Source organism: Bacillus cereus group sp. MYBK95-2 (assembly GCF_051915225.1).
Taxonomy (GTDB): Bacteria; Bacillota; Bacilli; order Bacillales; family Bacillaceae_G; genus Bacillus_A; species Bacillus_A cereus.
The window spans coordinates 327,972-352,754 of record NZ_JBQAEH010000005.1; the positions used below are offsets into that span (position 1 = coordinate 327,972).

Below are 24,783 nucleotides of genomic sequence, written 5' to 3' on the forward strand. Positions count from 1 at the left end.
GATAACCCTTTTATTCTTCATCGTCGTCTTCCTGGAATTGAGCCATAATCTGCTCAACATGCGCTTCACACTCTTCTTTCGTCCATACTTCACCCATTTCATAAGATGACTCTTTATTGTCCTGGGTGTCAGTTAGTCCAAAAGCTTGAAGATAATCATTAAAAGTAGTACCTTCTTCTAGTTGACGAGTTTGAAAGCCAATGAACGCCATCTTCTTCCACTCATTCAGTTCTTCTTGCTGCTCTTCTCGTGCAATTAAAGAAAATAGGTCCATTAAACGCGAATACGGTATAGATAAGACATATTCATCTGTCCATCCATACCGCTTTTGGATCTTGTCGAAAGCACGTAACATGTTTTGTTCGGCTTCTTCTAAATATTCATCTGAATTTTCATTTACGCTTGAATCGGAGCTGCTGCTGGAATTACTGCTGATTGGCTCCATTTCTCGCTCTGAACTTTCACGAGTCCCTTGACCTGGTTGAAAAAAGTCATTAAGTCTTCACTTTCTAATAGGCCCTGTATAACAGCAACCATTGCTTCCGGAGGGAACTGTCTAAATTCTTCTGCTTTCACTTTTAATAAACTAGCAAAGAACTCTGTAAAATCATCTTCGCAAGCAGGGATCATCGTTAGAACACGGAAAGCAAATTCTAATCCTTTTTGTTGTTGCTTCTCTTTAAGTGCAGATAATTGCGCTTGTTTTTCTTCTTCTGGAAGAGATTCAGCAGCTTTAGTTAGTTCATCCATTTCTTGCTTATCCTTACCGAAACCAGCAAAGTTAGCCATTGCACTGCGTCCAACCTTTGAGATAATTTTTGCAAATCGCCAAACGTCCGTTACATTTAATCGGCGCATTGCTACTTTTTCGCCTAGGATTGTAATTTCTGTACCGGTACTCATCATTTTTTCTAAAATAGAAGCCATTTTGTTCTCTCCTTTTAGCATTTAGCTCGTTTTATGTAATAGAAAACCGACTACCATTTATGCGGTAGCCGGTGCTTTTTGTACTGTTGTTTTCTTTTTCTTTGGTAAATAAATTTCGTATGGTGGTGTAGTTGGTGCAGATTCACTGTAATGACCAATAAATTTACATTTCAAACCAACCGTTCCTTTACCGTCTTTAAGATCTACTTCAATAGAGGAAACTACCATTGTATTACGAATTACAAAAATAACTGGTAGCTCACTACCCGAAATCATACCAATGAGTGCAATATCATGATAATTTGAATCTGGAATATCATTTGAAGGTTTCATAATATCGTATTCTTCTTCAGTTGTACTATCTACCGTCATACCAGGTAAAGCTAACTGCAGGTTTTCTTTTGTGAACTCTACTAATGTAAGTTCTACATGTGGTTCATCTTTTAATAACCACTTACCACGCACCATTTTACCTAGCACACCATCAATATCTGCATCATAATACTCACGATCAAAACCCACTTTAGTTCCGCCTGTAGTCGCTCCTACAAGTTCACCTAATTCTTTTACACTTTTAAATCCTTTGTACATGACACCAGGACCGATAACAAAATTATCTGTAGTCCCTTCACGGACACCATTAATTAATTTCCAGCTCATTTGTCCTACCCCCTAATACAAGTCCGTTCGCATGGTTCGGACAAGAAATTTTGCATTTATATGAATGATAGATGGGTCTTCATCCGGTACCGGCAGTTTCCCTGCACGATGTATAGAAAGTATCCCATCATCTTTTAAACCCACTTCTCTATCTAGTAACTTCTCAATACGTGTAGCAATTAACTTTGCCTTATCATAATCCCCATTATCACAATACACATCGAAATTTAGAATCATACGATCTATAATTTCAACATCATCCGGATTATCTGCTTCAATTCTCATCACTACATAAGGCATTTCCATATCATCTTGTGCAGTTTGGAATGAAAGAGCAGGCCCTTTGTCCTCGCCTTCACCATACTCTGATAGATTATCTTTTATTATCTCATCGTTCTCTACAAGCATTCTAATAGCTGCAATAGCGTTAGACATGTATTACCCTCCCATCATTCTTTTAAGTTCTCTACGTTCTTTTTCAAACGCTTTTAATAGGAATGGACGGGCTTCCATATGACTTGTACCAGTTTCAAGCCATATTGCTTTTTTCAAATCGCTCCCTACTGCACCCAATACCTCTGATTGTGACCGTTTAACATTGTATTTAATCGAATTTAACAAGTCACCGGTACGAACAGCAGGAGCTTCACCTGGTTTAGAAGCAGTATATTTACGACTCGTATGAGGTATTTTGTATTGCTTACCGCTACGGCTACCTGTGAGATTCTTCTTAACTTGATTTTGTAAATGAATAGATGCTGCTGTGACTTTTTCAACACACATAGCGTTAATATGCGTCTTTACTTGCTCCATATTACTTGAGTACTCAATTTCTACTGAATTCGCCATATAGAATCATACCTTTTCGCAATAAATTTCAATGTGATGATTCATAAATGCAGGATTACGCGGCTCTCCTTTTACTTCAAATGTATAATCAACACCCACATCTTCATTTTTGAAATGAATAAGATCATTGGGTTTAATTATGTAAGAAGCAGGTGCATATATCTTAAAGGTTGTATCAAAATTTTGTTTATCACGCTTAAATCTCTCATTATCAGTAGCAGAATTAGTAGTTACACGGCAAATCATCTTCTCGTAAACGTCCACTGGTACTTCCGCATAGTTACCAGCGGATTGTTTCTTTTTCATTTTTCGTTTTACTACTACCTCATGAATATATAAATCATCCATATCACCATCATCGAAGTACGTATTCATGTAGCCATCACCGGCTTAACTCTTGCTCTAAACCCTTTTAAACCATTGAGTATCTTATTGTTTGTTGCTGGTTCATCCAGCGTTTCTGGGCTAATCTGGTACGAATAATCGCCAATACTCTCCGATGTCTTCATACCTTTTCGTTGTAAGTTAGCACGAACTACTGCCGAAACAACCAAATCAATAATACATTTCTTCATAAGTACCTGCAGATCATCATAATCTTGTATCTTATATTCGAATTCATATAACTGATTTTTGGATAAACCATAAACAATCCGCCCATTTACAGTAATAGAATCGGTCATATCTTGTTTAGAACTAACATGAGTTACTTTTGCTATAGATTCAGCAGGAAAAGAAAGCCACGCTAGTTTACTTGTTTGGATGACTTCTTTCATTGGATTCTCCGGCTTAACTCTTAAATACTTTCTAGTAATAACTGCATAGTAATCTATTAGTTCTTGAATTACTGTATCAGGCATCTTTTGCACATTTACGCGGTCTTTAATGTCCTGCAAGGTAATATCCATTATGTTTCTTTCTCCTTCTTATCGACTTCTTTTACAAGTTCAAAATGTCCAGTACTTACAAGGTAATCAGCTTTTTCATTTGCAACTGTTTCTTCTTGGCCATTCTTAAACTTTTGTCCATAAGCGGTGTAAGTGCCACCGTATCGTAGCGTAACTACTTTCATAATTAACACCCCTTTCACGAATGTAAACTATTACATGAAAGTTTACATTCGTATTGTTGGTTTTATTGGTTCTTACTCGTTTTCTATTTAAAACAAGAAAACAGTAAAAAAGTATACATTCAAAACCCTAATAACAATGGGTTTATTCCCATAAAAAATACGCCTGGATATTAAGCTCCAAACGTATCCGGAATATTTGTTAGAATTGCTACTGCATCCATTTCTTGAATTACAGCATCATCGTCAAAGTGAATTACATAAAATCGTTTATCTTCCATTACTGCAGTTTTACCTTCTGTAGTCTTACGAACACGAGTGTCGTATGTATTAACCGCAATGAAGTTTTTAGGATCTGCAAGAATAATAACATCGTCTTCTAAAGATGGAACCGTAACAATTCCGTATCCCATCGGTTTATTAACTTGATCTCCTGCTCCAAGTAACGCAGCATCACCAGCACCAGTAGGACGATTTGTTAAATACTCAATCCATTTCTCTCTACGGCTTGGAGACATAATCCAACGTAGGTTGCTGTTTTTATATTTATTTGGCATTGCACCGGATAAAGCAAAGATAGAGCCTTTTCCAAATCCATTTGCTGCAGCAGCTTCGCCTGTACCAGTTACCAATTTAGCATGATCGACAATATGAGACTCTTTCGATTTCTTGATTTTTTTCAACCATCCATCATTGATAGATAACATTCCGTCGGAAGATTCTGTATCACCATTCCAATGTAAATCCTCTAAATCGATACCTAATTGTGTAGACATAAGAGCCATTACAGTATCTTCATAACCTTCACCTTCAATATTTTCGCGGAGTAATTCTTCTGTAATTTCCCAAGGTAAACGAATAGCCTTTGTATTGTACTCAATTTTAGAAGTTTGAACACCTGCGCGGTAATTATCATCGCTGTTTTCTGTTTTCTTGCGTAAGATACGGCCACCAATTGCAATTTTATCTAATTCACCTTGTTTTGCTTTACGCATTTCTTTACGGTGTAATTGTGAGAATGGCGTTGTATCAAATGCCATTCGGAAGAACTCTTTACTTTGTTCTGGATTTAATAACCCTGCATTCATTCCACTTGTTGTCATTGCTGCCTTTTCAATACGATCTAAACGTTTTAATAATTGTGCGTTAGTCATTGTCATAATGATAAATCCTCCCCTTACAGGTTCAATCCTGCCCATTTAGATTTTTTAATTTGTTGTTGTCCTGGTGTAACTTCTTCATCTGGATCTAAACCTTTACGGATAGAAGCAGCATTTTCGATATTATCAAGTCGCTTTGTAATTGGTTCTAGTGCTTTTTGAATAACTGCTGCAGCTTTTTCTTCTTCTGTTTGCTCTTCTGGCGTCGGCTCTACCTCTTCACCATTCACCTGCTTTTCAATCTTTTCTAACTTAGTAGCTAGTGGTTCTACTGCTTGTTTTACAATCTCTGCAATATCTTCTGCTTTCATTTCATCTTCCTCCTGTGGTGAAGCAGCTTCTTTTATTTCAGTAATTAAAGCTAATGCTTCATCTAATTTTGTATGATTTTTTTGGGATAATACTTTACCAGCTTTTTTAATACTTTCTAAAACAATGCTTTCTGCTTGTACACTGTCTTCTGATTTCGCAATGGTATAACCGCCTTTAATGGAAGAAAGTATGTCCTTCATATCATCAAGAGCAACTGCCATACGGTCGATATCGGGATTACTTTCCCAAATCTCCCAATAGAACACATCTTCAAACAAATTAAATACAGCTCGTAAATCACGTTTTTGTTTTTCATCAATAAAGCGGTCTTTTACTTCGCCTTTTGTGATTTTGTGAGTTTCACCTTTAACGAAATCTAACATCTTTCGAATAAGACCTTTATCTTCATGAGTAAAATCATCAGTCTTAGCGATTTCCACACGTTCACCAAATCCACCCATAGAAAAACCAGTGACTTCACCTTTTTTAATTTCTTCCCACGTATCTGCATCATCAACGCGAACAGTCATAAGCCATGTCCCTGCTTGTACTTCTTGTTCGCCTACCTTCATATCACTTTTAGCAATCCAGTTTTCAACAACCGTTCCTTTACCAGCGATTTCGTCATGTTGCTTGTCGATGTGCTGGTAATTTTCCATAAAGGTATAAGCGGCCTTTTCTATTTCTTCTGCAGTCATTGTATCCCCATGTGAATCTTCTACATCCGGTTCATACACAACTCCTGTAACAAGCTGCTTCTCTTCCTCTGTTTTAAGGATTGGAACTTGCTTTGATATATTTGGTTGTTTAGCAGATTCGCTTTTCATAATGGCGAATTGACGACCATTAGCACCCTTTGTAACTAATGAAACATAGCTGATATTGGCGTTTTTTAGTTCGTATCCCATCGTTTTACCTCCTTCCCTATAAATATTGGGGTTCCACTGTCAAAACGCATAATAGCCAATTTAAAGCTGCATACGTTTTGACGATGAAACCCCAATCAAATAGGTGTATTTTATTACTCTTCTGAAATCATAGTGCAGCGACAATGTGGATGAGCTGGCGGGCACATCTTTCCGTTGCTAAATAAATCATCAATATCTACTGTTTCGCCATGTAAACCGCCACATTCTTTACAAACACGCTCATCGTTTCCTGTAAGCCATGTTTTCTTGTTTCTATTTGCACCTTTATAAGCAATTAAATTGCCGTAATTCATCGCATATGTTGTTTCTGTACGTGCAATCATCATTGCTCTGTAGTTACTTGCTTCTGACATTACATCTGCAATAGAAACACTTAATGCATCGACACCCATTCCCTCACTAAGATTCTTTAACATTGCTTCTCTTAATCTATCTTTAGTAGTTCCATGGATTCCCTTTGCTAATTCGAATGCATAAGCAGCAACCCATTTTGCAGCGACGTCACCAATTGGATCTAGCACCATCCAAGTTAGTCCGTTTGATGCAATGGTACTTTGGACGAATTCCGTTACATCATCCTGTAGTGTGTCCGTGACTTCATCAACAAACATTTGTCTTTCTTCATCCCAATCGACACTATCAAGAAATTTATCAACTTCTGCTTCAGCAATTACAAGATCAATCTCTTCATCTGCTTTATTAATACGAATTAAGGGAAGCAGGTTTAAGAGCCGTTTTCCCTGTTCGGAAAAAAATCCGCCACCTTCTTTTGCATAGCTTTCTCTACTTCTTCATGCTTTTCCCTAAATTCATTAATAGCAATTATGTTCTCTTGATCATTATCTGCAGCTTTTGCAATTGGTTCTATTTGAGAAACGGATGGACCACCTTCAAAGAATGTATCTCCATCTGCTACAGGTTCATAACCTACTACTTTACGAGATTCATTCCGTGTTAATATACGTTTCTCATAACCATCTGCCGCATATTGCATATCAGCTTCACGATCATCTGTATCAATTTCGTTTAATTTGAAATACCAATCTAATCCACCGAGTATTTCAGCAAATACACGAAATAATTGATAGTTTAATCGATGTTCTAATATTCCTTGTCCAGGCTCAATAATAGAACGCTTGTACATCTCGTTCATTTCTTTAGCGGTTGTTTGTCCTAATGAGCCTGTCATAGCCCAGCCGATACGATAAGGCGGCACACGATGAGCCACACATATCTCCATTGCGCTATCCTGCTTATATAAACGAAAACTGCCTTCTTTTACATCTGGACTAACTTTTTCTAATCTAGCTTTTGCCCCTGGCGGCACGGGGACAACGGCCAATTTATGATGTTCTCCTTTTGTTTCTACAGAGAAGAATGCTTTTAGTTCATTTTCCGTTCCATCATCTATTTCATCAACACCTTCAAGAAATAGCAGAGCATCCGGAATTGTCTTTCCTGTAAAGAAGTTAATATTGTAATCTCTTACTGCTTGAGATCCAACTATCGAGCCGATAGAACTAACATAATTAGGTATCCCATAATAAGAAGAACGAGAACCGAATTTACGAATAACAATTACTTCTCCAGCTTTTTCTGTTCCGCTTTCTGCAACATCCTCTGCATTTATCGCCCTACCATCAGCAAGACGGAAATCATCGGGATAATTGAACTTTTTAAACCATCGTTCTTTGTTATTTACAATTTGAGCAAATCGGACTTTATCCTTATGAGCACGAACCGTATGCGCCGGAATATGGTACAGTTCCGATGGTTCGTTTTTTTGATTCCGAACAACTTCGATAATCCCCCAGCCAACAGTTTCATAATCATCCCATACAGCTCTAAGAATTTCTGAACTCGTCATTTCTGGATTACAATTCCGCATAAATTCTTTTAACCTTTTATATTGCTCCTGGTTCGCTTCTTTCACTTCTTCAAAAGGAACAAAGTCAAAACCAACACCTGCAATATCATCGACTTTTGCGCTAATACAAGCAGAATGGATTGGATTACTTTCCTTTATTTCCAACAGCACCGACATATCATAAGGTGGTTTAACCAACCCTTTATCGCCATATATTTGCGCGAATGGATCTACAGTCATTTGCTTACTGTTGTCTTCCCTATTTTTTGGGTCATCTGCTGCTTTATTAATACCAAATACTTTTACATTCTTAATGGTTTTCTTGTTGCTCATACCGTTTGTGTGTCCTCCTTTCTTCTATTAATAGAGATCAAAAGAAATAGCCGAACAATAAATGTCCGACTACACTCTTTTAACCTTACCGCCCATAACTACTTTCGGTTTATAGAAGGCTAGAACTATAGCATCTGCTCTATCGGGTGATTGCAATCCGCGTTTCTTCATTTCTTCTTTTCGCTCTAATGCAATCTTACCTCTACTTGTTATTCTGTATTTACGGCTAGAAAATTGAGAAATCATTTTTTCATCATTTGGAATCTCCATTGTAGGTTCTTCACCCTGTATAAATGCTTTCATATTCTCTTCAAGTAAATCTCTTACAACGGCCCAACCTTCTGTACCTGCATTATCATAATGCTCATCATCAAGCGGCTTCCCGTTATTCACAACCGGATATACTTTGAATGGTAATCGTTCAGATTTAATAACTTCTTTCAATCTGTCCGTAACACCACCACCAACACCACTATCATCGACTTTTATATCCACTCTTTTTAACTGCTTGTACTTTGCCATGTATTCCTTAGCTAATTTCAATACATGACCAGCAGTTTCCATAGTATCTTGTTTATAGTGGTTTAATAATTTAAAGACTTTATTTCCTATCCTTGGAACAATTACAGTTTCATCATCACCAAATCGCGCAACGTCAACACCTAAGTCAAGTGTTTCACCAGTTGGCTCCACTTTACAAGATGCTGCTTGCTCTACAATTTCTAACGGGATAAATGCATCTGCTTCTGCTTTAGGAAATTCACCAAGTACACGTACACGCCAAACATCTGAACCCTCACCATATTTCTTTTTCAATACTTCTATATTGTCTTTACTGGTTCGAGGGCTATCTAAGCTAGAGACTTTATGTATTTTATATAAATCTCTGTCACGATTATGAGAATCATAAAATACACCGCTTGTTCTTGTTGGGTTTCCGCATAAAAACAATTTATTTTCTGCGCCAGATAAAGTACCAAGTATAGCTTCCATAATAGGATCTGCTATACCAGAAGCTTCATCACATACAAATAACATATAATCTTCGTGAAAACCTTGCATATTCTCCGGCTTTGTTGCCGTTCTAGCAGTAGCAAACCAACGTTCTTCACTACCAATCATGTATACTCGTGTTTTAGTCCATTTAAGTAGATTTTTAACTGCACTACCTTCTAACCACTTCGCTATTTCAGCCCAAAGTACAGTAAATAACTGTTCCTTTGTGGGAGCTGTACAAATAACTTTTGGATTCGGCCTACAGCAGAGGAACCAGATAACAACAACTGACTCAAGACCTGTTTTACCAACACCTTGGCCAGAACGCACTGAAACCTTTGGACTTTGTGCCAAATCCATAAGAACCTTTCTCTGCCATTCATCCGGATAAAAACCTAGCATATCCTCAGCAAACGCTACAGGATCATCCCAATAAATATCGATAATCTCCATAAATTCGCTAAAAGCCGTATTACTCATTTTGTTCAGCTTCCTTTTGCTTACGTCTGCGCTCTGCTATCTTCATAAGAGACTCTTTCCAGTCTTCTGTATTCTGATTAGTATCACCATCAACTTTAATAGCAGCGATCTCTTTCTTGAGTTTCTCAATGCGTAGTTTTTGTTCTTCTGTATTAGCTAATCTATCGTATTTTTCAATTAGATTTACTAGCGTTGACATTGCTTTCGATTGAGCATTTAAGAAACTAGCTTGTTTATCCCAAGCGAATTGTATCTCCCACTCTTCTTCAAAACCACTTTCAGTAAGTTTATTTTTCCGCAGTTCTTTGGTCATGTCTTCGTTGTCTTTAACAAACATAATACGTTGAGCATGGATGATTTGAGTGTACTGCAGCATAATACTATCCCAAATGATTGTTAAGGAATCGTTGTTAACTGCTTCTTTTAATTCTTCTTTTAAATCATATATTTCTTGCGGTAAGTACTTTCTATATAAACCATGAGTAGCAGCATTACCATTACGTAGTGGAGCAGCACCACCGGAATTACCAACAGCATTTTTATTACCCTTTTTAGCTCCACCACGATTGTTTACAGCATTCTTATTACCCTTAGGTGCTCCTGGTTTCTTTTTGGAGTACTCCGTATCTTTCTTTGGAGTACTCCGTTCATTTTTATGGAGTACTCCATTTAATTTGTCTATCCATCCATCTTTGGATTTCCATCCACCAACCGTTTTTTCGCTTACAGCTTTTTCGGATGTAGACAACAATTCAGCAATTTTACGATTCGTAATATCACCGTTATGTTCTTTAAATATTTCATACGCTTTGTTACGGTCTGGACTTCTTTGTCTGGCCATAATTACATAACACCTGCCCCCTTATCCAATTGTTTGTACTTCCTTCTCTAAACACTCAATGCATATATGAGCATTATCCGTATTTGCTTCACGGAGATATGTTTTATCAAAATGAGTAATAGTTAATGGCATTTTTAATGTCCACATGCACGGCTCATTACAAACAGAGCATGTAGGAACGTTTATAGTTTCTTCTTCCATTTACACCACCTCACGCTAATCGCTTCACAAAATAAAAAAGCAGCGAATTCGCTACTTCAAATTTTTCGTATTTTTTTCTTCTTCATTTATGTATCTATATAAAGTTGCCCTTGAGACATTGAACATCTTACAGACATCAACTTTAGGTAACCCTTGTTCAACCATTTTTAGCATACCCTCTATCTGTTCCGGAGTATGAGCACGTTTGCGACCGCCTTGTTTTCCTCGTTCTTTTGCAGCAGCTACACCACTAACAACGCGTTCATTAATAACCTCGCGTTCCATTTCAGCCATTGCACCAAATATATGAAATAAAAACCTTCCCATTGTTGTAGATGTATCAATACCATCTTTAATAGAAACAAAGTGAATTTCCTTATCATTAAATTCTTGCAATAAATTAACTAACTGGTGCATGGTTCTTCCTAAACGATCTAACTTGTAAACAACCAATGTATCACCTTTGCGAAGTTTGCCAAGTAATAATTGAAGCTCTTTTCTGTCCTTTTTCGCTCCACTTTCTTTTTCTGTAACTATTTCTTCACAACCATAACGGTTTAATTCATCCAATTGCATATCTAAATTTTGTTTTTTAGTAGAAACCCTAGCATATCCGAATATCATGCACCATCATCCCTTGTTATTTGATATAAAAATCGTATCAAATTCCTGTATCAAAATCAATTATTAATTGATACATAGTTTTGAGACATTTGTTATACCATTTTTATAGGTTTTAAGGCCCATATATTCAGTGTCTCATAATGTTTTGTTTTTGAGACACTAGTTTTCGGACAAACGCAGTTGCAATCCACTTAAAATACCATTAATTAGTTCAGTTTCTTTTTCATTGGATTGAGTTAGCAATTTATCGATAACTTTCTGATCAGAATAAGCTAACAAAAATGAAGATATATAAGCTAATGCATTTACATATTCTGTAGCATCTTTACTACCATTATTTGCATGAGCAGTATATTGTACATTTGACAATACCATCACCCCTTACAATATTTGGGTTGTGTTGAGTTTGTTTCGTTTAATTGGGAGCATTCAAACCATACTCTAAATCTCTCATTATCTAAAATCCACGTATTGCCGACCTTTTTGGATTCAATAGCACCTGCTGCACATAGATTCTTTATATGACCAGGAGAAAGACCGCTAATAAGATGAGCATCATTAACACCAATAACATTATCTAGCGCTGCATATGGTTTCAAATTAACATCTTCCCATTTAACACCATACATCCCTATACCCATTTCATTCATTTTTGTTTTATCTGTCATTCTCTCTAAATGATCCAATACAATAATATTAATTAATTCCCATGTAACTGCATCAGATAAAACTCGTGTCTTTAACTCTGCTGTTAAATCATTTAATAATTCTAATTCCATATGTATCACCTCATAATAAATGCAACACGTTTGCGCTTATCTTTCCTTAACAACAAACAAGACACCACCCAGATCACGGCAGCGCCTGCTCTAATTGCTATACACATGTTTGTTCTAAAAATAAAACATCCCTAATGGACACATCATAAGATTAGTAACCGTATTTTCTGTTCGTTAATTATTATGTTTATAGGCCTAGATTGTGCACATCTATATTCAGTGAGCGCATACCCTATTACATGAATACTACTTTAGGAGTGATTATATTATGAATCCTTTACCGATGAGGATTGTTGTAGCTCCAGCTTCTGCTTGGCAACATTTACCTCAATATCCTTCATATGGTCAATATGGTATGCAACCTGGGCACATTCCCTTTACTCCTACAATTCCGCCTTCTCCCGTAATATACCAATATCATTATAATTTCCCATCATTGTATTTCCAAGAGTTTCACGGTACATTTAACATCTAATATTGTTGTCAATTCATGTTATACCTAAAACAGTATTTAAATACGTTTAATGTGTAATTTCTATATAACAAAGAAAAAAGCAACCGTTACGGATGCTCTGATATCAATTATTTATTTGTATTTTAATTAAGGTAAATGAAGTTTTACCCTTCTTCCAATCACCTAATATTGCTGCACCAATCTTTTTATGCATTATTAAGTAACTGGAAGAAGAGCAAAAGCTCTCCTTAATAACGGTATCATTCAATCGTTACCATCTGCTGGTTTCGGATTTTATGCGCCATCATTACGAACCGTTTAGAATTTAAAAAACAACATAATGAGTTGTGTTTCCCGCCACTTCCCACAATACAAATATAACACGTTAATTACAAAATAACCGGCACATTTCCTGCCAAAAAGCGGTCACGACTCTGCCAACTTTTTCATAGTTCAAATTTTCCCACTGCATCTGTTAATTCCACTGATACACCGAATATACTTTTTTTCATTTCTGTCATTTTCTTTTTTATAATCCACTGTGGATAATTCAATTCTTCTAGAATATTTCTAAAATAAGTTGGATTTAGCTTTAACACATCAGGATTTCTTCCAGTATTCCTTTTATATCTAATTATTACTTCTAATAGTTCTTCATTTAACATGAATCACAATTACCTCCCCCTTACATTTTATATTTATGTATATACACCATTCAATTCCTTGATACTACCACTTACCCATATCTTATATTGTGTGTAACTGACCCCTTCGCTGAATCCCTTGGTATCATTGATTTCATTTCACTTTCTCTTTTGAGTTACACAGCACGAAAATTATGAGTAACTGCATAGGGATACGGATACCACCAGCATTTTGCAAAATAACCTACACTATGCGGAAAAAATATAATAAGCTGCCCATATAGACAGCTTATTTACATAATTCTCGTTATTGGTAGTTGTATCCAAATACTGTGAAAATTGCTAATCCATTAGGGAAATCTAAATCTCCGGCACCAAACTCTCCTACACGTATAGGGGTCGTAGGATTGATTATATTATAAATTTCTATTGTGTTATCTCCAGTGTTTGCGACATATAGAGTAGTATCTGTAATAGCCAATACTGCAGGAGCATTTAAATCTCCAGCACCGAACTCTCCTATACGAACAGGGGTTGTAGGATTGATTATATTATAAATTTCTATCGTGTTATCACCAGCATTTGCGACATATAGAGTGGTACCTGTAACAGCTAATCCGGCAGGGATATTTAAATTTCCAGCGTTAAATTCCCCGACATGCACAGGAACCACAGGATTAGTAATATTATAAATTTCTACTGTGTTATCTCCAGTATTTGCTACATAAAGAGTGGTATCTGTAGTAGTCATGCCGGAAGGAGCATTTAAATCTCCAGTGCCGAACTCTCCTACACGTATAGGAGCCGTAGGATTAATAATATTATAAATTTCCACTGTGTTATTACCACCATTTGAGATATAAAGAGTGGTACCTGTAATTGCTAATTGATCAGGAACATTTAAATCTGCTGTGCCAAATTCTCCTATGCGTATAGGGGCTATAGGGTTAGTGATATTGTAGATTTCCACACCATCTCCTAAATTCGCGATATAAAGAATAGTACCTGTAATAGCTAATCCTGCAGGACCTAAATTAGTTACTGATGTAAACTCTCCTACACGTATAGGAGCCGTAGGATTAATAATATTATAAATTTCTATAGTGTCATCATCAATGCCGCCGTCAGTACTAGATACATAAAGAAATTTAGCTTTCACAATAATAGGAGGAACAGCAGGTGGGAAAGCAGGGAAAAGCCTACGACAGCGTCCCTTTGGTTTTGAAAAATATGAGTCCAAAATAATTCACCGCCTTTTTTTGAAACATAATATAATTAATTATATTCAAATCAAGTAATTTAGCTTGTATACTTGTCCAGTAAAACTGACGATGTATATCCTATACATATCAGGTAGACATAACGTCCTATTATAGACATAAAAAAAGGATCTTCAATCCAAGATCCTTTTTAATACTTTTAATAATTTTATTCATTTACCATGGCATCAGCTTTTGTTACATGTACAGTACCAAATGGATGGTTAGGAGGAGCATATATTGAATAAAGTTTTAGAGGGATATTACCTGTATTAGTTAGATTATGCCATGTTCCAGCCGGTATCATTATGGCATAATCATCATAGACATTTCTTTTAAAGTTTAAATTATCTTTACTTTTTCCCATTTGGACAATCCCCTGGCCTTGTTCAATACGTAAGAATTGATCAACGTTTGAATGCATTTCTAAACCGATATCTTCGCCAACATTGAGACTCATTAAAGTAACTTGTAAATGTGTTCCTGTCCATAAAGCAGTACGATAGGTATTATTTTGTTTCGTTGCTTCATTGATATTAACGACAAATGGTTTTGATCCATAATCTGTTAATGAAATTCTTCTGTCACCGTTGGAAGAACGAAAAGAATCATATCTGTTTGCATGCTCTATCTCATTAGGAAAAGTCGAGTAAACAGACTGTCTTCCATAGTTATACATTGGTATTGGCATGGTAACATAATAAAAATATTGATATGGATATATATAAGGATTATAGTGCATTTTCCCCAATCCTTTCACGTTTTTACAAAATTATTCTATGCACTTGTTAAGGAAATGTACTTAGATTCAAGATGAATTATTAAAAACATATGAATACTCTATACAGAACTAGTTAACATAACGTCTCATTATCAGTTGCAATAAAAAGTGGGTTCTTACTCTTACAAGAACTCCCTTTTTTCTCTTTTATAACTCTATTCATCTTAAATATATATTCCTATCCTGGCATGGTTTTTAGGGTTCTCGTTTGTTACTGTATTCACCGAAAACTGTATAATTTTTTTATACCATTAGCGTGTTTTTTCAGAAATGCTGGCGATACCCCATCGCTATCAAGCTAAGGAAATACAACTACCCCCAAAACGAGATTTTGTCTTAATTTGTAATAAAAAAGATCATTTTTTCGTTTTGGGATGGATTTGTTTTCTTAAGTTGATGGGCATAGGCATTCCCCTTTTTTTAACTAATCTAGGGGACAAGCTGATACTACGGAATAAAAAGATCATATTATAAAAATGTGTTATATACAAAATATAAAGGAGGGATAAATATGAGTTATTGGAAACATGATTGTGGTCATCATAAAAAAGAAAGACATGATTGTGATGATTATAAAAAAGATAGATATAGATATGAAGAAAAAGACTATGACTACTACTACAAAAAATACTACGTGAAAAAATGCTATTGTCGTTTTGAACCTTATTACCCTCATCACAACAAAGATTGTAAAAATAAATATGATAATTACTAAATCTAAATAATTATCTAAGCTCTCAATTCCTTAGTTTAAAAAAGATCTCTATTTTTTAGAGATCTTTTTTTCTTTTAAAGACTAAGACTATGTTGTAATTGTTCATAGCATCATATATTGAATTTCAAAAAAAATGTTAAAATTTAAAAGTTTGAATAACGCTTCAATTCGGGGGGTATGTAGAATATAAATGGATTGAACAAAAAGCCTAGTAGAAACTAGGCCTTTTGTATGAAAAAAATACCATTTTCATATTAATACATTTTTAATTACACTCTATTGTATACAAACTTTAATAAGATGTTCCAATGTATATATTGTTAATTTTATATTCAAATTTTAAATTTATTGCAAATCGCGTACTTTCTATAAAATTATTATCAAAAATATACATTTAAATCATTGTAAACAAGGAGTTTAGAAGAGCTATAGCGATATGACGGTACCTCATCGCTATTCGGCTAATAAAAAGAAATACCCCATCGCTATCAAGCTAAGCTTATGCAAAGTCAATTTTAAGCGAGATTGTTTCTTTTTTCTAAAGGGCAAGTGTAGATGATTGAAAGATTTGCATACGAAATAAACCCTAACGGGTTTCACTTTTTTGAATTAAGCGGCTTGATTATCAGACATGGTACAATTGTAAACGACACCTAATATATCAAAGACCGTTTTTTCTCGTATCGATGAGATTTCCGCCCGTTTTGCTGTAGGAGATTGAATAGGCGAAGTAACACCTTTGATAGCTCTTGGGTGTTTTTTTGTATAGTTTGGAATAGAAGAAGAAAATAGTCTTTAATCATATATATAGCTTTATACTCACTAAGCTCTCGTTTTTTCTTCATGAGGAGCAATTGGCGCATTTGAAACATGATAGAAGAACAGAGTAGAATGGCAATCAATTGACCATATAAATGGCACTCCAATCGTTCTGGTTTTATCTTTTTACAATGATGAATTTGAAAGAATGACTTCCACGTTTTAAATAAAATTTCGATTTGCCAACGCAAAAAATACCAGTCATGTACCTGTCCCATCGGGACAATATCTGTAGGGGTGTTTGTCATATATACATTGATACCACTGAGTCGTTTACTACGAGGAGAATACTTCATTCCTTTCTTTTTTTCTCTTACAGTTTGATCTTGTAATCGTTTTTGTTGTTGTACTTTTGTTAGTCGATGAACAATCACACGAGTTGGTACTTTATCCATCATTCCTACATAAGCATCGGATATTTCACATGTTTGTCCTGGCTGAAGAGAGTTCATTAAGAACTCCATATCTATCTGTATATACTCTGTACCTTTCTTGATTCTTCCATCTTGAAAATAATCAGGGGTGGGATTTTTTTGATAAATACGTGTATTTGATTTAATACGAGAGATATAGTAAGCCTTTTTATCTTGTATATGTTGAAGATCTTTCAAGTGAAAATAACCTAAATCTCGGATACATAAATCATTCGCTGTCAAAGTTGGGGTACACAGAGAACCATAGGTTCGATCATGTTGTTTACATGGACCCGTATGAATATGTAGGAACTGTCCACTTAATAGATCATACTCAAGCTGAATCTTCACCCCCGCTGTATGGCTGCATCCTCCTGCACCTGGATAAACAGATGAAAATACATCGGGAAGTTGAAATGCAGTTGAATCCAAAATACGCATACGCTTGAAAACAGAAGTGTATGGAGAAGAAATCGGCATAGATGCAGCAAATTTTTTGCTTAGTAGTTCGGCTAGTAGGTGTTGTAAAAGTTGGACGGCCGCCTTATTAAACCGTTGATTCAGTCCCTCAGGACTGATGAGTACTTCTGTTGATGCTTCTAAACAGCTAGATAACTGAGTTAAAGAAGTCATAGCTACATTTTGGCTCACCCATACACATAAAGCTACTAAATCTTTTGCTTGGTACTTACTGGTTCGTTGTACAAAACCAACATCTCTAGCAAGATCCCGTAAGGTATTTGGAGATAAAAAACTTTGAATCTCTTGAGCAAATAGTTGTAATTCGTCAGACACAGAAACAGACATAAAAAACGCCATCCTTTCTTATAATTCTACAGAAAGGATAACGTCTTTTTTGCTTTACGGGTAGTGTAAGACCTTAGCTTGATAGCGATGTATTGGTACTCCTTATAGACAAAATAAAAAAGAGAAGCTTGTGTTGTAATCAATCATCGTCATCATTATCACGATCGAAACACTGAGTGAACGAATCATCTGGACATTCCCCAGGGATCGGTTCACACGGGTTAAAGTTTTGATTATCGAGAACTTCGTATGGTCTCATCATATCATGGTCTTCGTGTTCAAGGATGTGGCAGTGCCATGGGTAGATTCCTATAAATGGCCCAAAACGCGCAATGATACGGGTGACCTCCCCAGGATTGGCACGAACGGTATCTTTCCAACCCATCTCGCTTGGATCGGGTGGTTGTGGCGGTCCAACTATAAGGTCAGGACCATTTGGATCACCAGTAAACGTAGCACGATTCAAAATTTGAAAAGTAACAAGGTGCAAATGAATAGGGTGAGTGTCCGGTGTAGTATTGTAAAGCTCCCAAATCTCTATCGTCCCATTATATGGGGTTTCTGTAAGGGGCATTTGATCCCAATCTAGGTTATTTAATAAAAGTTTTAAACGCCCGAATTCATCGGTAGTTTCAACTAAGAGGTTTTTTCGTACGATTACAGCATCATTAGGATCCAAGTGTTCTAAGCAACTTAACTTTTTTGGAATTTTACTGTTGTCAGGTTTGTGCAATTTTTGTTTGACACAAAATTCCATAATTTGTGTCAGGTCTGAAGAAGGTGGGGCACCGTTAGGGAATGGAGCTGGTGCGTCATTTGTTAAGATAATACTTTGACCTTTATGGTTTGAAAAATCGATAATAACATCGACACGTTCAGCTGGTGCAAGGATGATTTCGGATACGATGATTGGTTTTTCCAAAAGTCCTCCTTCTGTGCCAATTTGGACAAAATTTTGTCCAGAACTCAACTTTATACGATAAAAACGAGCGTTAGAGCCATTAAGGATGCGGAACCGGTATTTCCGTGGCTCTACTACAAGATAAGGCCATACTTTTCCATTGACTAGGATGGTGTTTCCAAAAAATTCTGGTACAACTGATGGATTTGGTAATGTTGGATCTATTGGTGGAGGTGGTTGTGGCGCTGGAGGTGGCTCATGTCCTGGTTGAGTTGGATAGAACAGTTCACCATTAGGATAAAATGAACGATCTTGTATGACTAGTGGAATTTCAAACTTTCCATTTGGTAAGTTCAATTCTTCCTCTTTCTTATCTCGAAGGAGATAGAACCCTGCAAGTCCTGCATAAACGTTCAAACGAGTGATTCCAAGGGCATGGTCATGATACCATAGAGTCGCAGGTCGTTGACAGTTTGGATAATAGTAAACTTCATGCACGAATTTCGGGCCAACATTTTCAAAGTTTCGCGTAAACCATGCCTCTGGATATCCGTCATTTTCGGGTCTAACCCGACCTTCATGTAAATGTACAACCGTCCTAACAGAAGGTTTGTCTGGTTCTGCTCCATGAATAGTTCGATCTACGGGTAGCAGATGTTCAAAAGGTAATTCATTTTTCCATTTGACTAAAATAGGGTGATTTCTTCGTACTTCAAATGTAGGACCAGGGTACATACCGTTGTAACCCCAAACGGTAGTTGGTGGCAAATCGCGATGTAACTTCTGTTCAACTTGCTTCATAGTTACCTCATAGAACGGAATGTTATCACGCTTATCTTTTGCTTTTAAGACAGGTGGAATAGGTAATGCATCTACAAACTTTTCTAAAGACATTTATCTGCCTCCTTTTTAAATAATCAGAATATCGCTTCACCTTATATTTTTATACCTAATCATCTTATGTGAAAAGAAACTTGAATAGAACTTACACTAAGAAAATGTAATGCATCGTTCTTTATATAATGAAAAAATGAATTTAATTCTCATAAATAAATGTAGAGAGAAAAAAATTCGTTTTGGGTGCAACCTGTTCTGTTAGGTTGATGGCGATGTGGCGATACCCCTAGATTTAAAAGAGAAAATGCAAAGATTAGATTTTAAACCTAGTCATTGCTTTATCCATTGCATCTTGGTTTACAACTATATAGCGTAATGTGACCTTCTCTGACGAGTGATTGAATATCTCCATGAGTAATGTGCTATGTTTTTCGTTTGTATGTACATGTGATACCCGTATGTTTTTCTTAACGTATGTGTTCCTATTTCATCTAACCCGAACTCTGCCGCCGCTCCACTTAATATCTTATATGCCATACTGCGACCGATAGGACGATTTTTCCCTTGTCTACTTTGCAACAAATACTCATGGTCTTCCCTGTTTTCTGTTCCCTTATAGATATATGACTACCTTTGACATCTCCTACCTTTAATTTCAAAATATCTGAGATTCTAAGTCCTGTATTAATGCCCATAATGAAGAGGATATAATTACGTAAGCTCTTTACCTTAAAATACTCTTTTAGCTGCTGTATTTGCTCTGGATCACGTATTGGTTGAACAAAATTCATTATTCATTATCTCCCGTTCCTTCAGTCTCATAAACTTCTAATCCGAGCGCAAAAGCAAGTTTATAAAACGCTTTAGATTTCCAACGTCGATAAGTACGCTCTGACATCCCTATTTCGTTATAAACCATGTAATCACATACATCCTCATCTTCTAAATAACGTTTATAAATAATATCTCTTTGAATTCTTCCAGCACGTCCGTTTCCTAATCGATTTAAAAAATGATCAATACGTACTGACATTCTTTCAAGCCACTTTTCTCGTTTACTTTGTTGAATATTTGCTATTGCAACATCTTCTAACGGTTTACCAACTGCATGTGTAGGACCGTACTCACGCATTTCATAAGAAGGAGTGACCTTCATTTCTTTACGTATCATCCCGAATTGTCTATGTATACGTACACTTTCCAACAAGCCTTCTAAATCCTCTTGTGTTGCCGTTCTATCTATTTTTGGTAAGAAAGATAATTGTTTAGTCATGTAAGACCACTCCTTTTTATTTTTAAATTATTTTTGTCTTAAAGCTCCACGTTTCCGCTCATAACAAGGTCTATGCATCCCCATCAAATCCTCAATTTCACGAGTGCTAAATTTCTCTTTTCCTTTTTTCTTATTTTTCTTTTTCGATTGGTTCGATTGCTTTTTCCATTCACGTAGTTGACCTTTTAATACCTTCATTCCCCACATCCCCTTTCAAAAATAAAGAGGACACCAACTCTTAAAACAGCTTTATCGCTGCTCTAAAAATTGGTGTCCTCTAGTTTTCTAGCCGGACTATATTCTGTTTGCTTTCACTTTAAAAGAATTATTGTTTTAACTGTTCTATTAAATTACTCTATTCATCATTCCCTTCCAATTCCTCACTCTCTTCACGAATTTGTCCAATTAATGAAATTACAGAACCAACTGCCTGAACCCAACTTCCTATAATATCTATTAGCTTTCCTTTTTCATTTTCATTAGTTTCGTTGTTTACCTGTGTGTCTGTATCTTTCTCCCCATTATTTACATTACCCTCTTTATTAGACTGGTCCTCATTTCTGATACTTTTTAATTCGTCAATACCTCCTATTGCCTGTAATGAATTCCCAATTGACTGTAATAAGTTTCCAACAATATTTAAGTATTCATCTTTATCGGATGTATCCTCAAACTCATCTGCTAATGCTGTAAGTCCACCCAAAGCCTGTGTCCAATTCCCAGCAATCACTAATTTAATTTGTGTTTCTTCTTTAAAATCAATAATTAATCCAGATATTACAGTGACATTACCAATTGATTGGATTTCATTACCGATTTTTTCAAGAGACACCTCTCCTTGACCATCAGCCTCTAAAGCATTTCCAACAGCCTGTAATACGTTTCCGTAAACATTTAAATCCTTTCTTACATTACTGCTTATAAAATCAAAAGGCGTACTTCCAATAGCGGAAGTAATTGTTCCTATCGCTGCAACCCATGCACCAAATATCTCTTTAATTTGATTCTCCATTTAAAACATATCCCAGCATTAAGTAATTAATATAATCCTATTCAATTCCCCATCTCACTGTTAATAATTTTAAATTTCTCTTTACTATCTCATTTTATAATAACGTCTTATAAAAGTATTTTTTAGGAATTATGCAACTTTGTTAAACGTACTTCTATATTAATTTTATACATATTACTGAATCAACTTTATAAACCAACTACATCTTTAAATTTATTAAAATACTTAAGAATCCTTATCCGCTCCACACAATGTAAAATGTTCAAAAAGCTCATATTGATCAGCAAAACATTCTAAACATTTTGGACAGATATACATTCGTATCACCACTTTTTTTAAATGAAACTTTTATTAAGTTTTATTCCCATATAACTCATCCGATTCCGTTTATACTCTAATTGTAACTTCAAGTTACACACTACTTCTATTAAAAGGATTATTTTATTAAGTTATTTTTCCTTAACCTAAAAAATTATCCCATGCCTTTTACGCTTTCTCATACACTGGCATTACATAAATCTCTTCATTAATTAGCAGTTGAAACTCAACACATTGTTTCTCTTTGTTCCACCCATAAGATGTCATAGGTACCATTTTTCTTAGCGGTCTTCTCCTACGCTTTCAACTGCTACTCCCATACATTTATCACAGAAAACAACATCGACTTCTTCATTACTCGGATCATATGCTTCTTTACCACACATCGGACAAATTGCACCATTTCCTTCTACCCTCCTGAATAAAACTCAATATTCCGTTTTATACTATAACTACATCTAAAGGTACATCCCTGCTTGGAGCAGTTACCTTTTGCTAGCTGTTCTTTTGTTTTTATTATCACTTTTTCAATTCAATGCTCATATATTATTTTGAAGCAAAAAATTAATGCTTCGCGAATGAAAAGGTATTTTTTTCACTCATTCATTAACTTAATTATTTCCTCTCTAAAGAGCACTGTTCGAAGGTGCTCTTTTTATTTTCCCGAATAATCCTCACAATTCTGCACATACTACCTGTAAGCTGCTTTCTTAACAGTGATAGCAGCTCGGAACCTTTTTGAAAATGGAGTAGTTAGCTTTTGCTAGCTGCTCTTTTTTCAAATATTAATTAATTAACACAAGCGCATTTCAGACAAACTTCGTATGATATGATGTATTCCTTTCTTTTAGAAAATGAAACTCGTCATGGGAGCACTTTTATGAAGTGCTCTTTTTGGCTTTTAAACTAATACAAAATGAAATTTTTATTCAAAATCACCCTAATTATCTCTTCCTAGTAACACGAAACGCAACCCAGAAACCTTTATAATGTTATATACAAATGATAAAAATTATACTAATACGCTAATATATAAGCCGTTTCTTTTTGAAAAGTAAACCATAAAATATAATACAGGACCAAGCTTTCTAAAAGTTTGTTCAAGTTAATTTTAGAAAGGAGCGAATTTCAATGGCTATCGTTAAACCTTTTGTGGCTGGTAGAAAATTCACCGGCTTAGCAAGCTCTGGGACAGGTACTGGTGCTACATTTGCAATTGCTGCAACAGCTTTTACAAATGATATAGGGACCAATACAGCATTTCCAGCTTCATATGCTTACTACAACCTCTATATTAATGGCGTTCTCCAAACAGCTGATACCTCAACTATCACTGTTGGCCCTTCTTCTATTACCATTCCTGGTGGAGATGTACTTGATGGAGCAACTCCAATTATCGTAGAATTTATTGTAACTTAGTTATATCTTTATCAAATAAGGTTTTGGTCAATTTTTTCACAATTAATATCTATCAACATATACTAGTATAGAATGATAGGTATTTATACTCACTCTTGGAAAGGGCACTTATTCATAGTGCTCTTTTCACTTTTAATTTTTAGTATCAAATAGCGTTTTTATATAAATCTTTTCACCTTTTAATTACACAAGCATATATTATTGTGTATGACACTCCACAGTTCATACGTTCAAACCTTTTAGTCTAGGAGCACACTTATATGTGTGCTCTTTTTTTATTTACTTTCAAATAACGATTTTATCTAAATCCATTCACTAATCTCATACTTTGACATACAATAATAGTGCCTTTCTATATAATGTGAGTTCGTCACTGTCGTTATAATGTGGTATAAGGAGCGCTCTCGATTAGCGCTCTTTTAATTTAAATAAAGATTTGATTCAAACTTGCACATAAACTGAAAACATACATAAGATTTAATTGCCGATACTTTTCGATTTTAATCTTGTTCAAAGAGCGCTTTCCCGTGCGCTCTTTTTTCTGTTGAAATAAGGGTTTTGTTAAATTATTCTTTGATTAATCATATTTAAATTCATTTGACATATATTAATATTGAACCTGTGATTTCTTTCGCTCCCGTTGGACCGGTGGCTCCTGTTGAATCAGTTAATCTACATTGTCTTTTTTGGGAAGGGTCTGTAGTTTATAACGGGCCCTTTTTAATTGAATTCCTATTTCTATTCAAATAACTAACGATTTTGTTTCAAGTTTTAAAAACATATTTATGAAAATCATTCATATACTTTTAAAGGTGTTGTCATTAGCGTCATGGAGTGCTTTGGCCACGCACTCCTGTTTTTTTATGCAAAATAACTATTTTATACTGTTTTTGTATTTGAAACATATAGATAAAATGGTGGTAAGTAATTATCTTGATCATTCTGTACACTCCATTTAGGCACCCATACAAGGTGCTCTTTTTTGATACATACAGTTGCGATAGGTAAGACTTTGAAGTTATCTCCATCTTTTCCCCCGCTTAACACTGTACGTGCGACTTTCATCGCATACAGCGTCCCATCTTATTCTTTTATACTAAAGTA

At 35.5% G+C, this 24,783-nt stretch carries 29 protein-coding genes and 2 pseudogenes; 3 read left to right on the plus strand and 28 right to left on the minus strand.

Annotated features, from left to right (window positions below; genetic code table 11):
• Positions 1–10 precede the first annotated feature (10 nt).
• From ACTFN4_RS19125 to ACTFN4_RS19210, 18 genes are all read right to left on the minus strand, one after another.
• Positions 11–445: a hypothetical protein gene (locus ACTFN4_RS19125; RefSeq protein ID WP_002204937.1), complete on the minus strand. Its 435-nt coding sequence runs from the start codon at positions 443–445 to the stop codon at positions 11–13.
• On the minus strand, positions 397–927 hold the full coding sequence (locus ACTFN4_RS19130; RefSeq protein WP_439962681.1) for a hypothetical protein: 531 nt from the start codon (positions 925–927) through the stop codon (positions 397–399). Before ACTFN4_RS19130 ends, ACTFN4_RS19125 begins: the two co-directional genes overlap by 49 nt.
• 57 nt (positions 928–984) lie before the next feature.
• A complete protein-coding gene (locus ACTFN4_RS19135) occupies positions 985–1,587 on the minus strand; it encodes a hypothetical protein (protein ID WP_322373064.1) in 603 nt (200 codons plus the stop codon).
• A gap of 12 nt (positions 1,588–1,599) precedes the next feature.
• On the minus strand, positions 1,600–2,022 hold the full coding sequence (locus ACTFN4_RS19140; RefSeq protein WP_000063400.1) for a hypothetical protein: 423 nt from the start codon (positions 2,020–2,022) through the stop codon (positions 1,600–1,602).
• Positions 2,023–2,025: 3 nt separating this feature from the next.
• Complete coding sequence (locus ACTFN4_RS19145) at positions 2,026–2,436, minus strand: HK97-gp10 family putative phage morphogenesis protein (RefSeq protein WP_000024034.1); 411 nt, start codon at positions 2,434–2,436, stop codon at positions 2,026–2,028.
• 6 nt (positions 2,437–2,442) lie between these two features.
• Positions 2,443–2,811, minus strand: a complete 369-nt coding sequence (locus ACTFN4_RS19150; protein ID WP_078186924.1) for a hypothetical protein — start codon at positions 2,809–2,811, stop codon at positions 2,443–2,445.
• Complete coding sequence (locus ACTFN4_RS19155) at positions 2,808–3,344, minus strand: hypothetical protein (protein ID WP_322373061.1); 537 nt, start codon at positions 3,342–3,344, stop codon at positions 2,808–2,810. Before ACTFN4_RS19155 ends, ACTFN4_RS19150 begins: the two co-directional genes overlap by 4 nt.
• Entirely contained in the window at positions 3,344–3,508 is a 165-nt protein-coding gene (locus tag ACTFN4_RS19160; protein WP_000869888.1) for a YqbF domain-containing protein, read from the minus strand. The genes ACTFN4_RS19155 and ACTFN4_RS19160 overlap by 1 nt, the downstream gene beginning before the upstream one ends.
• A gap of 170 nt (positions 3,509–3,678) precedes the next feature.
• Entirely contained in the window at positions 3,679–4,665 is a 987-nt protein-coding gene (locus ACTFN4_RS19165; RefSeq protein WP_044795829.1) for a phage major capsid family protein, read from the minus strand.
• 17 nt (positions 4,666–4,682) lie between these two features.
• Entirely contained in the window at positions 4,683–5,885 is a 1,203-nt protein-coding gene (locus ACTFN4_RS19170; protein ID WP_324656355.1) for an XkdF-like putative serine protease domain-containing protein, read from the minus strand.
• Between the two features lie 113 nt (positions 5,886–5,998).
• The gene (locus ACTFN4_RS19175) at positions 5,999–6,517 is read right to left on the minus strand and encodes a phage head morphogenesis protein (protein ID WP_439962682.1); all 519 of its coding nucleotides are present in this window, start codon (positions 6,515–6,517) and stop codon (positions 5,999–6,001) included.
• Between the two features lie 113 nt (positions 6,518–6,630).
• Entirely contained in the window at positions 6,631–8,106 is a 1,476-nt protein-coding gene (locus tag ACTFN4_RS19180; protein ID WP_324656353.1) for a phage portal protein, read from the minus strand.
• Positions 8,107–8,175: 69 nt separating this feature from the next.
• The gene (locus ACTFN4_RS19185) at positions 8,176–9,582 is read right to left on the minus strand and encodes a DEAD/DEAH box helicase family protein (RefSeq protein WP_324656352.1); all 1,407 of its coding nucleotides are present in this window, start codon (positions 9,580–9,582) and stop codon (positions 8,176–8,178) included.
• Complete coding sequence (terS, locus tag ACTFN4_RS19190) at positions 9,575–10,423, minus strand: phage terminase small subunit (protein WP_324656351.1); 849 nt, start codon at positions 10,421–10,423, stop codon at positions 9,575–9,577. Before terS ends, ACTFN4_RS19185 begins: the two co-directional genes overlap by 8 nt.
• Positions 10,424–10,444: 21 nt before the next feature.
• The gene (locus ACTFN4_RS19195; protein ID WP_000390790.1) at positions 10,445–10,624 is read right to left on the minus strand and encodes a hypothetical protein; all 180 of its coding nucleotides are present in this window, start codon (positions 10,622–10,624) and stop codon (positions 10,445–10,447) included.
• Positions 10,625–10,675: 51 nt separating this feature from the next.
• A complete protein-coding gene (locus tag ACTFN4_RS19200; protein ID WP_000576168.1) occupies positions 10,676–11,248 on the minus strand; it encodes a recombinase family protein in 573 nt (190 codons plus the stop codon).
• Positions 11,249–11,407: 159 nt separating this feature from the next.
• Positions 11,408–11,623 (minus strand): hypothetical protein, encoded by a 216-nt coding sequence (locus ACTFN4_RS19205; RefSeq protein ID WP_063536220.1) that lies wholly within the window; start codon positions 11,621–11,623, stop codon positions 11,408–11,410.
• The gene (locus ACTFN4_RS19210; RefSeq protein WP_063536219.1) at positions 11,623–12,027 is read right to left on the minus strand and encodes a hypothetical protein; all 405 of its coding nucleotides are present in this window, start codon (positions 12,025–12,027) and stop codon (positions 11,623–11,625) included. Before ACTFN4_RS19210 ends, ACTFN4_RS19205 begins: the two co-directional genes overlap by 1 nt.
• 268 nt (positions 12,028–12,295) lie before the next feature.
• Here ACTFN4_RS19210 and ACTFN4_RS19215 point away from each other — a divergent pair, with 268 nt between their 5' ends.
• Entirely contained in the window at positions 12,296–12,502 is a 207-nt protein-coding gene (locus tag ACTFN4_RS19215; protein ID WP_001068928.1) for a hypothetical protein, read from the plus strand.
• 425 nt (positions 12,503–12,927) lie between these two features.
• Here the strand turns inward: ACTFN4_RS19215 and ACTFN4_RS19220 are convergent, their stop codons facing one another.
• From ACTFN4_RS19220 to ACTFN4_RS19230, 3 genes are all read right to left on the minus strand, one after another.
• Positions 12,928–13,146 carry a hypothetical protein gene (locus tag ACTFN4_RS19220; RefSeq protein WP_000930975.1) on the minus strand — a complete coding sequence of 73 codons (219 nt, stop codon included), beginning with the start codon at positions 13,144–13,146 and terminating at the stop codon, positions 12,928–12,930.
• A 286-nt stretch (positions 13,147–13,432) separates the two neighbouring features.
• Positions 13,433–14,365, minus strand: coding sequence for an LVIVD repeat-containing protein (locus tag ACTFN4_RS19225; RefSeq protein ID WP_400154597.1), 933 nt, complete (start codon positions 14,363–14,365; stop codon positions 13,433–13,435).
• Between the two features lie 188 nt (positions 14,366–14,553).
• Complete coding sequence (locus tag ACTFN4_RS19230) at positions 14,554–15,126, minus strand: cupin domain-containing protein (RefSeq protein WP_400154610.1); 573 nt, start codon at positions 15,124–15,126, stop codon at positions 14,554–14,556.
• A gap of 550 nt (positions 15,127–15,676) precedes the next feature.
• Between ACTFN4_RS19230 and ACTFN4_RS19235 the strand changes: the two genes are divergently transcribed.
• Entirely contained in the window at positions 15,677–15,880 is a 204-nt protein-coding gene (locus ACTFN4_RS19235) for a hypothetical protein (protein ID WP_400154596.1), read from the plus strand.
• A 609-nt stretch (positions 15,881–16,489) separates the two neighbouring features.
• Here ACTFN4_RS19235 and ACTFN4_RS19240 read toward each other — a convergent pair.
• The 6 genes and pseudogenes from ACTFN4_RS19240 to ACTFN4_RS19265 form a co-directional block, all read right to left on the minus strand.
• A pseudogene (locus tag ACTFN4_RS19240) lies at positions 16,490–17,919 on the minus strand (IS4 family transposase).
• A gap of 139 nt (positions 17,920–18,058) precedes the next feature.
• Entirely contained in the window at positions 18,059–19,714 is a 1,656-nt protein-coding gene (locus ACTFN4_RS19245; protein ID WP_088060675.1) for a multicopper oxidase family protein, read from the minus strand.
• Between the two features lie 306 nt (positions 19,715–20,020).
• A pseudogene (locus tag ACTFN4_RS19250) lies at positions 20,021–20,448 on the minus strand (tyrosine-type recombinase/integrase).
• Positions 20,448–20,930, minus strand: coding sequence for an ArpU family phage packaging/lysis transcriptional regulator (locus ACTFN4_RS19255; protein WP_368506225.1), 483 nt, complete (start codon positions 20,928–20,930; stop codon positions 20,448–20,450). The pseudogene ACTFN4_RS19250 and the gene ACTFN4_RS19255 overlap by 1 nt, the downstream one beginning before the upstream one ends.
• 27 nt (positions 20,931–20,957) lie before the next feature.
• Positions 20,958–21,128: a hypothetical protein gene (locus ACTFN4_RS19260; RefSeq protein WP_098852629.1), complete on the minus strand. Its 171-nt coding sequence runs from the start codon at positions 21,126–21,128 to the stop codon at positions 20,958–20,960.
• Positions 21,129–21,285: 157 nt separating this feature from the next.
• On the minus strand, positions 21,286–21,942 hold the full coding sequence (locus ACTFN4_RS19265) for a DUF6944 family repetitive protein (RefSeq protein ID WP_368506224.1): 657 nt from the start codon (positions 21,940–21,942) through the stop codon (positions 21,286–21,288).
• Positions 21,943–23,391: 1,449 nt separating this feature from the next.
• Between ACTFN4_RS19265 and ACTFN4_RS19270 the strand changes: the two genes are divergently transcribed.
• Positions 23,392–23,679, plus strand: coding sequence for a DUF4183 domain-containing protein (locus ACTFN4_RS19270; protein WP_086403805.1), 288 nt, complete (start codon positions 23,392–23,394; stop codon positions 23,677–23,679).
• A gap of 879 nt (positions 23,680–24,558) precedes the next feature.
• Here ACTFN4_RS19270 and ACTFN4_RS19275 read toward each other — a convergent pair.
• Positions 24,559–24,744, minus strand: a complete 186-nt coding sequence (locus ACTFN4_RS19275; protein WP_439962683.1) for a hypothetical protein — start codon at positions 24,742–24,744, stop codon at positions 24,559–24,561.
• Between the last annotated feature and the right edge of the window lie 39 nt (positions 24,745–24,783).

What these genes read in the sequence shown, in the direction of transcription:
- ACTFN4_RS19125 (WP_002204937.1), bottom strand. Translation starts at nt 445, where the DNA reads ATGGAGCCAATCAGCAGTAATTCCAGCAGCAGCTCCGATTCAAGCGTA.
- ACTFN4_RS19130 (WP_439962681.1), bottom strand. Translation starts at nt 927, where the DNA reads ATGGCTTCTATTTTAGAAAAAATGATGAGTACCGGTACAGAAATTACA.
- ACTFN4_RS19135 (WP_322373064.1), bottom strand. Translation starts at nt 1,587, where the DNA reads ATGAGCTGGAAATTAATTAATGGTGTCCGTGAAGGGACTACAGATAAT.
- ACTFN4_RS19140 (WP_000063400.1), bottom strand. Translation starts at nt 2,022, where the DNA reads ATGTCTAACGCTATTGCAGCTATTAGAATGCTTGTAGAGAACGATGAG.
- ACTFN4_RS19145 (WP_000024034.1), bottom strand. Translation starts at nt 2,436, where the DNA reads ATGGCGAATTCAGTAGAAATTGAGTACTCAAGTAATATGGAGCAAGTA.
- ACTFN4_RS19150 (WP_078186924.1), bottom strand. Translation starts at nt 2,811, where the DNA reads ATGAATACGTACTTCGATGATGGTGATATGGATGATTTATATATTCAT.
- ACTFN4_RS19155 (WP_322373061.1), bottom strand. Translation starts at nt 3,344, where the DNA reads ATGGATATTACCTTGCAGGACATTAAAGACCGCGTAAATGTGCAAAAG.
- ACTFN4_RS19160 (WP_000869888.1), bottom strand. Translation starts at nt 3,508, where the DNA reads ATGAAAGTAGTTACGCTACGATACGGTGGCACTTACACCGCTTATGGA.
- ACTFN4_RS19165 (WP_044795829.1), bottom strand. Translation starts at nt 4,665, where the DNA reads ATGACAATGACTAACGCACAATTATTAAAACGTTTAGATCGTATTGAA.
- ACTFN4_RS19170 (WP_324656355.1), bottom strand. Translation starts at nt 5,885, where the DNA reads ATGGGATACGAACTAAAAAACGCCAATATCAGCTATGTTTCATTAGTT.
- ACTFN4_RS19175 (WP_439962682.1), bottom strand. Translation starts at nt 6,517, where the DNA reads ATGTTTGTTGATGAAGTCACGGACACACTACAGGATGATGTAACGGAA.
- ACTFN4_RS19180 (WP_324656353.1), bottom strand. Translation starts at nt 8,106, where the DNA reads ATGAGCAACAAGAAAACCATTAAGAATGTAAAAGTATTTGGTATTAAT.
- ACTFN4_RS19185 (WP_324656352.1), bottom strand. Translation starts at nt 9,582, where the DNA reads ATGAGTAATACGGCTTTTAGCGAATTTATGGAGATTATCGATATTTAT.
- terS (WP_324656351.1), bottom strand. Translation starts at nt 10,423, where the DNA reads ATGGCCAGACAAAGAAGTCCAGACCGTAACAAAGCGTATGAAATATTT.
- ACTFN4_RS19195 (WP_000390790.1), bottom strand. Translation starts at nt 10,624, where the DNA reads ATGGAAGAAGAAACTATAAACGTTCCTACATGCTCTGTTTGTAATGAG.
- ACTFN4_RS19200 (WP_000576168.1), bottom strand. Translation starts at nt 11,248, where the DNA reads ATGATATTCGGATATGCTAGGGTTTCTACTAAAAAACAAAATTTAGAT.
- ACTFN4_RS19205 (WP_063536220.1), bottom strand. Translation starts at nt 11,623, where the DNA reads ATGGTATTGTCAAATGTACAATATACTGCTCATGCAAATAATGGTAGT.
- ACTFN4_RS19210 (WP_063536219.1), bottom strand. Translation starts at nt 12,027, where the DNA reads ATGGAATTAGAATTATTAAATGATTTAACAGCAGAGTTAAAGACACGA.
- ACTFN4_RS19215 (WP_001068928.1), top strand. Translation starts at nt 12,296, where the DNA reads ATGAATCCTTTACCGATGAGGATTGTTGTAGCTCCAGCTTCTGCTTGG.
- ACTFN4_RS19220 (WP_000930975.1), bottom strand. Translation starts at nt 13,146, where the DNA reads ATGTTAAATGAAGAACTATTAGAAGTAATAATTAGATATAAAAGGAAT.
- ACTFN4_RS19230 (WP_400154610.1), bottom strand. Translation starts at nt 15,126, where the DNA reads ATGCACTATAATCCTTATATATATCCATATCAATATTTTTATTATGTT.
- ACTFN4_RS19235 (WP_400154596.1), top strand. Translation starts at nt 15,677, where the DNA reads ATGAGTTATTGGAAACATGATTGTGGTCATCATAAAAAAGAAAGACAT.
- ACTFN4_RS19245 (WP_088060675.1), bottom strand. Translation starts at nt 19,714, where the DNA reads ATGTCTTTAGAAAAGTTTGTAGATGCATTACCTATTCCACCTGTCTTA.
- ACTFN4_RS19255 (WP_368506225.1), bottom strand. Translation starts at nt 20,930, where the DNA reads ATGACTAAACAATTATCTTTCTTACCAAAAATAGATAGAACGGCAACA.
- ACTFN4_RS19260 (WP_098852629.1), bottom strand. Translation starts at nt 21,128, where the DNA reads ATGAAGGTATTAAAAGGTCAACTACGTGAATGGAAAAAGCAATCGAAC.
- ACTFN4_RS19265 (WP_368506224.1), bottom strand. Translation starts at nt 21,942, where the DNA reads ATGGAGAATCAAATTAAAGAGATATTTGGTGCATGGGTTGCAGCGATA.
- ACTFN4_RS19270 (WP_086403805.1), top strand. Translation starts at nt 23,392, where the DNA reads ATGGCTATCGTTAAACCTTTTGTGGCTGGTAGAAAATTCACCGGCTTA.
- ACTFN4_RS19275 (WP_439962683.1), bottom strand. Translation starts at nt 24,744, where the DNA reads ATGAAAGTCGCACGTACAGTGTTAAGCGGGGGAAAAGATGGAGATAAC.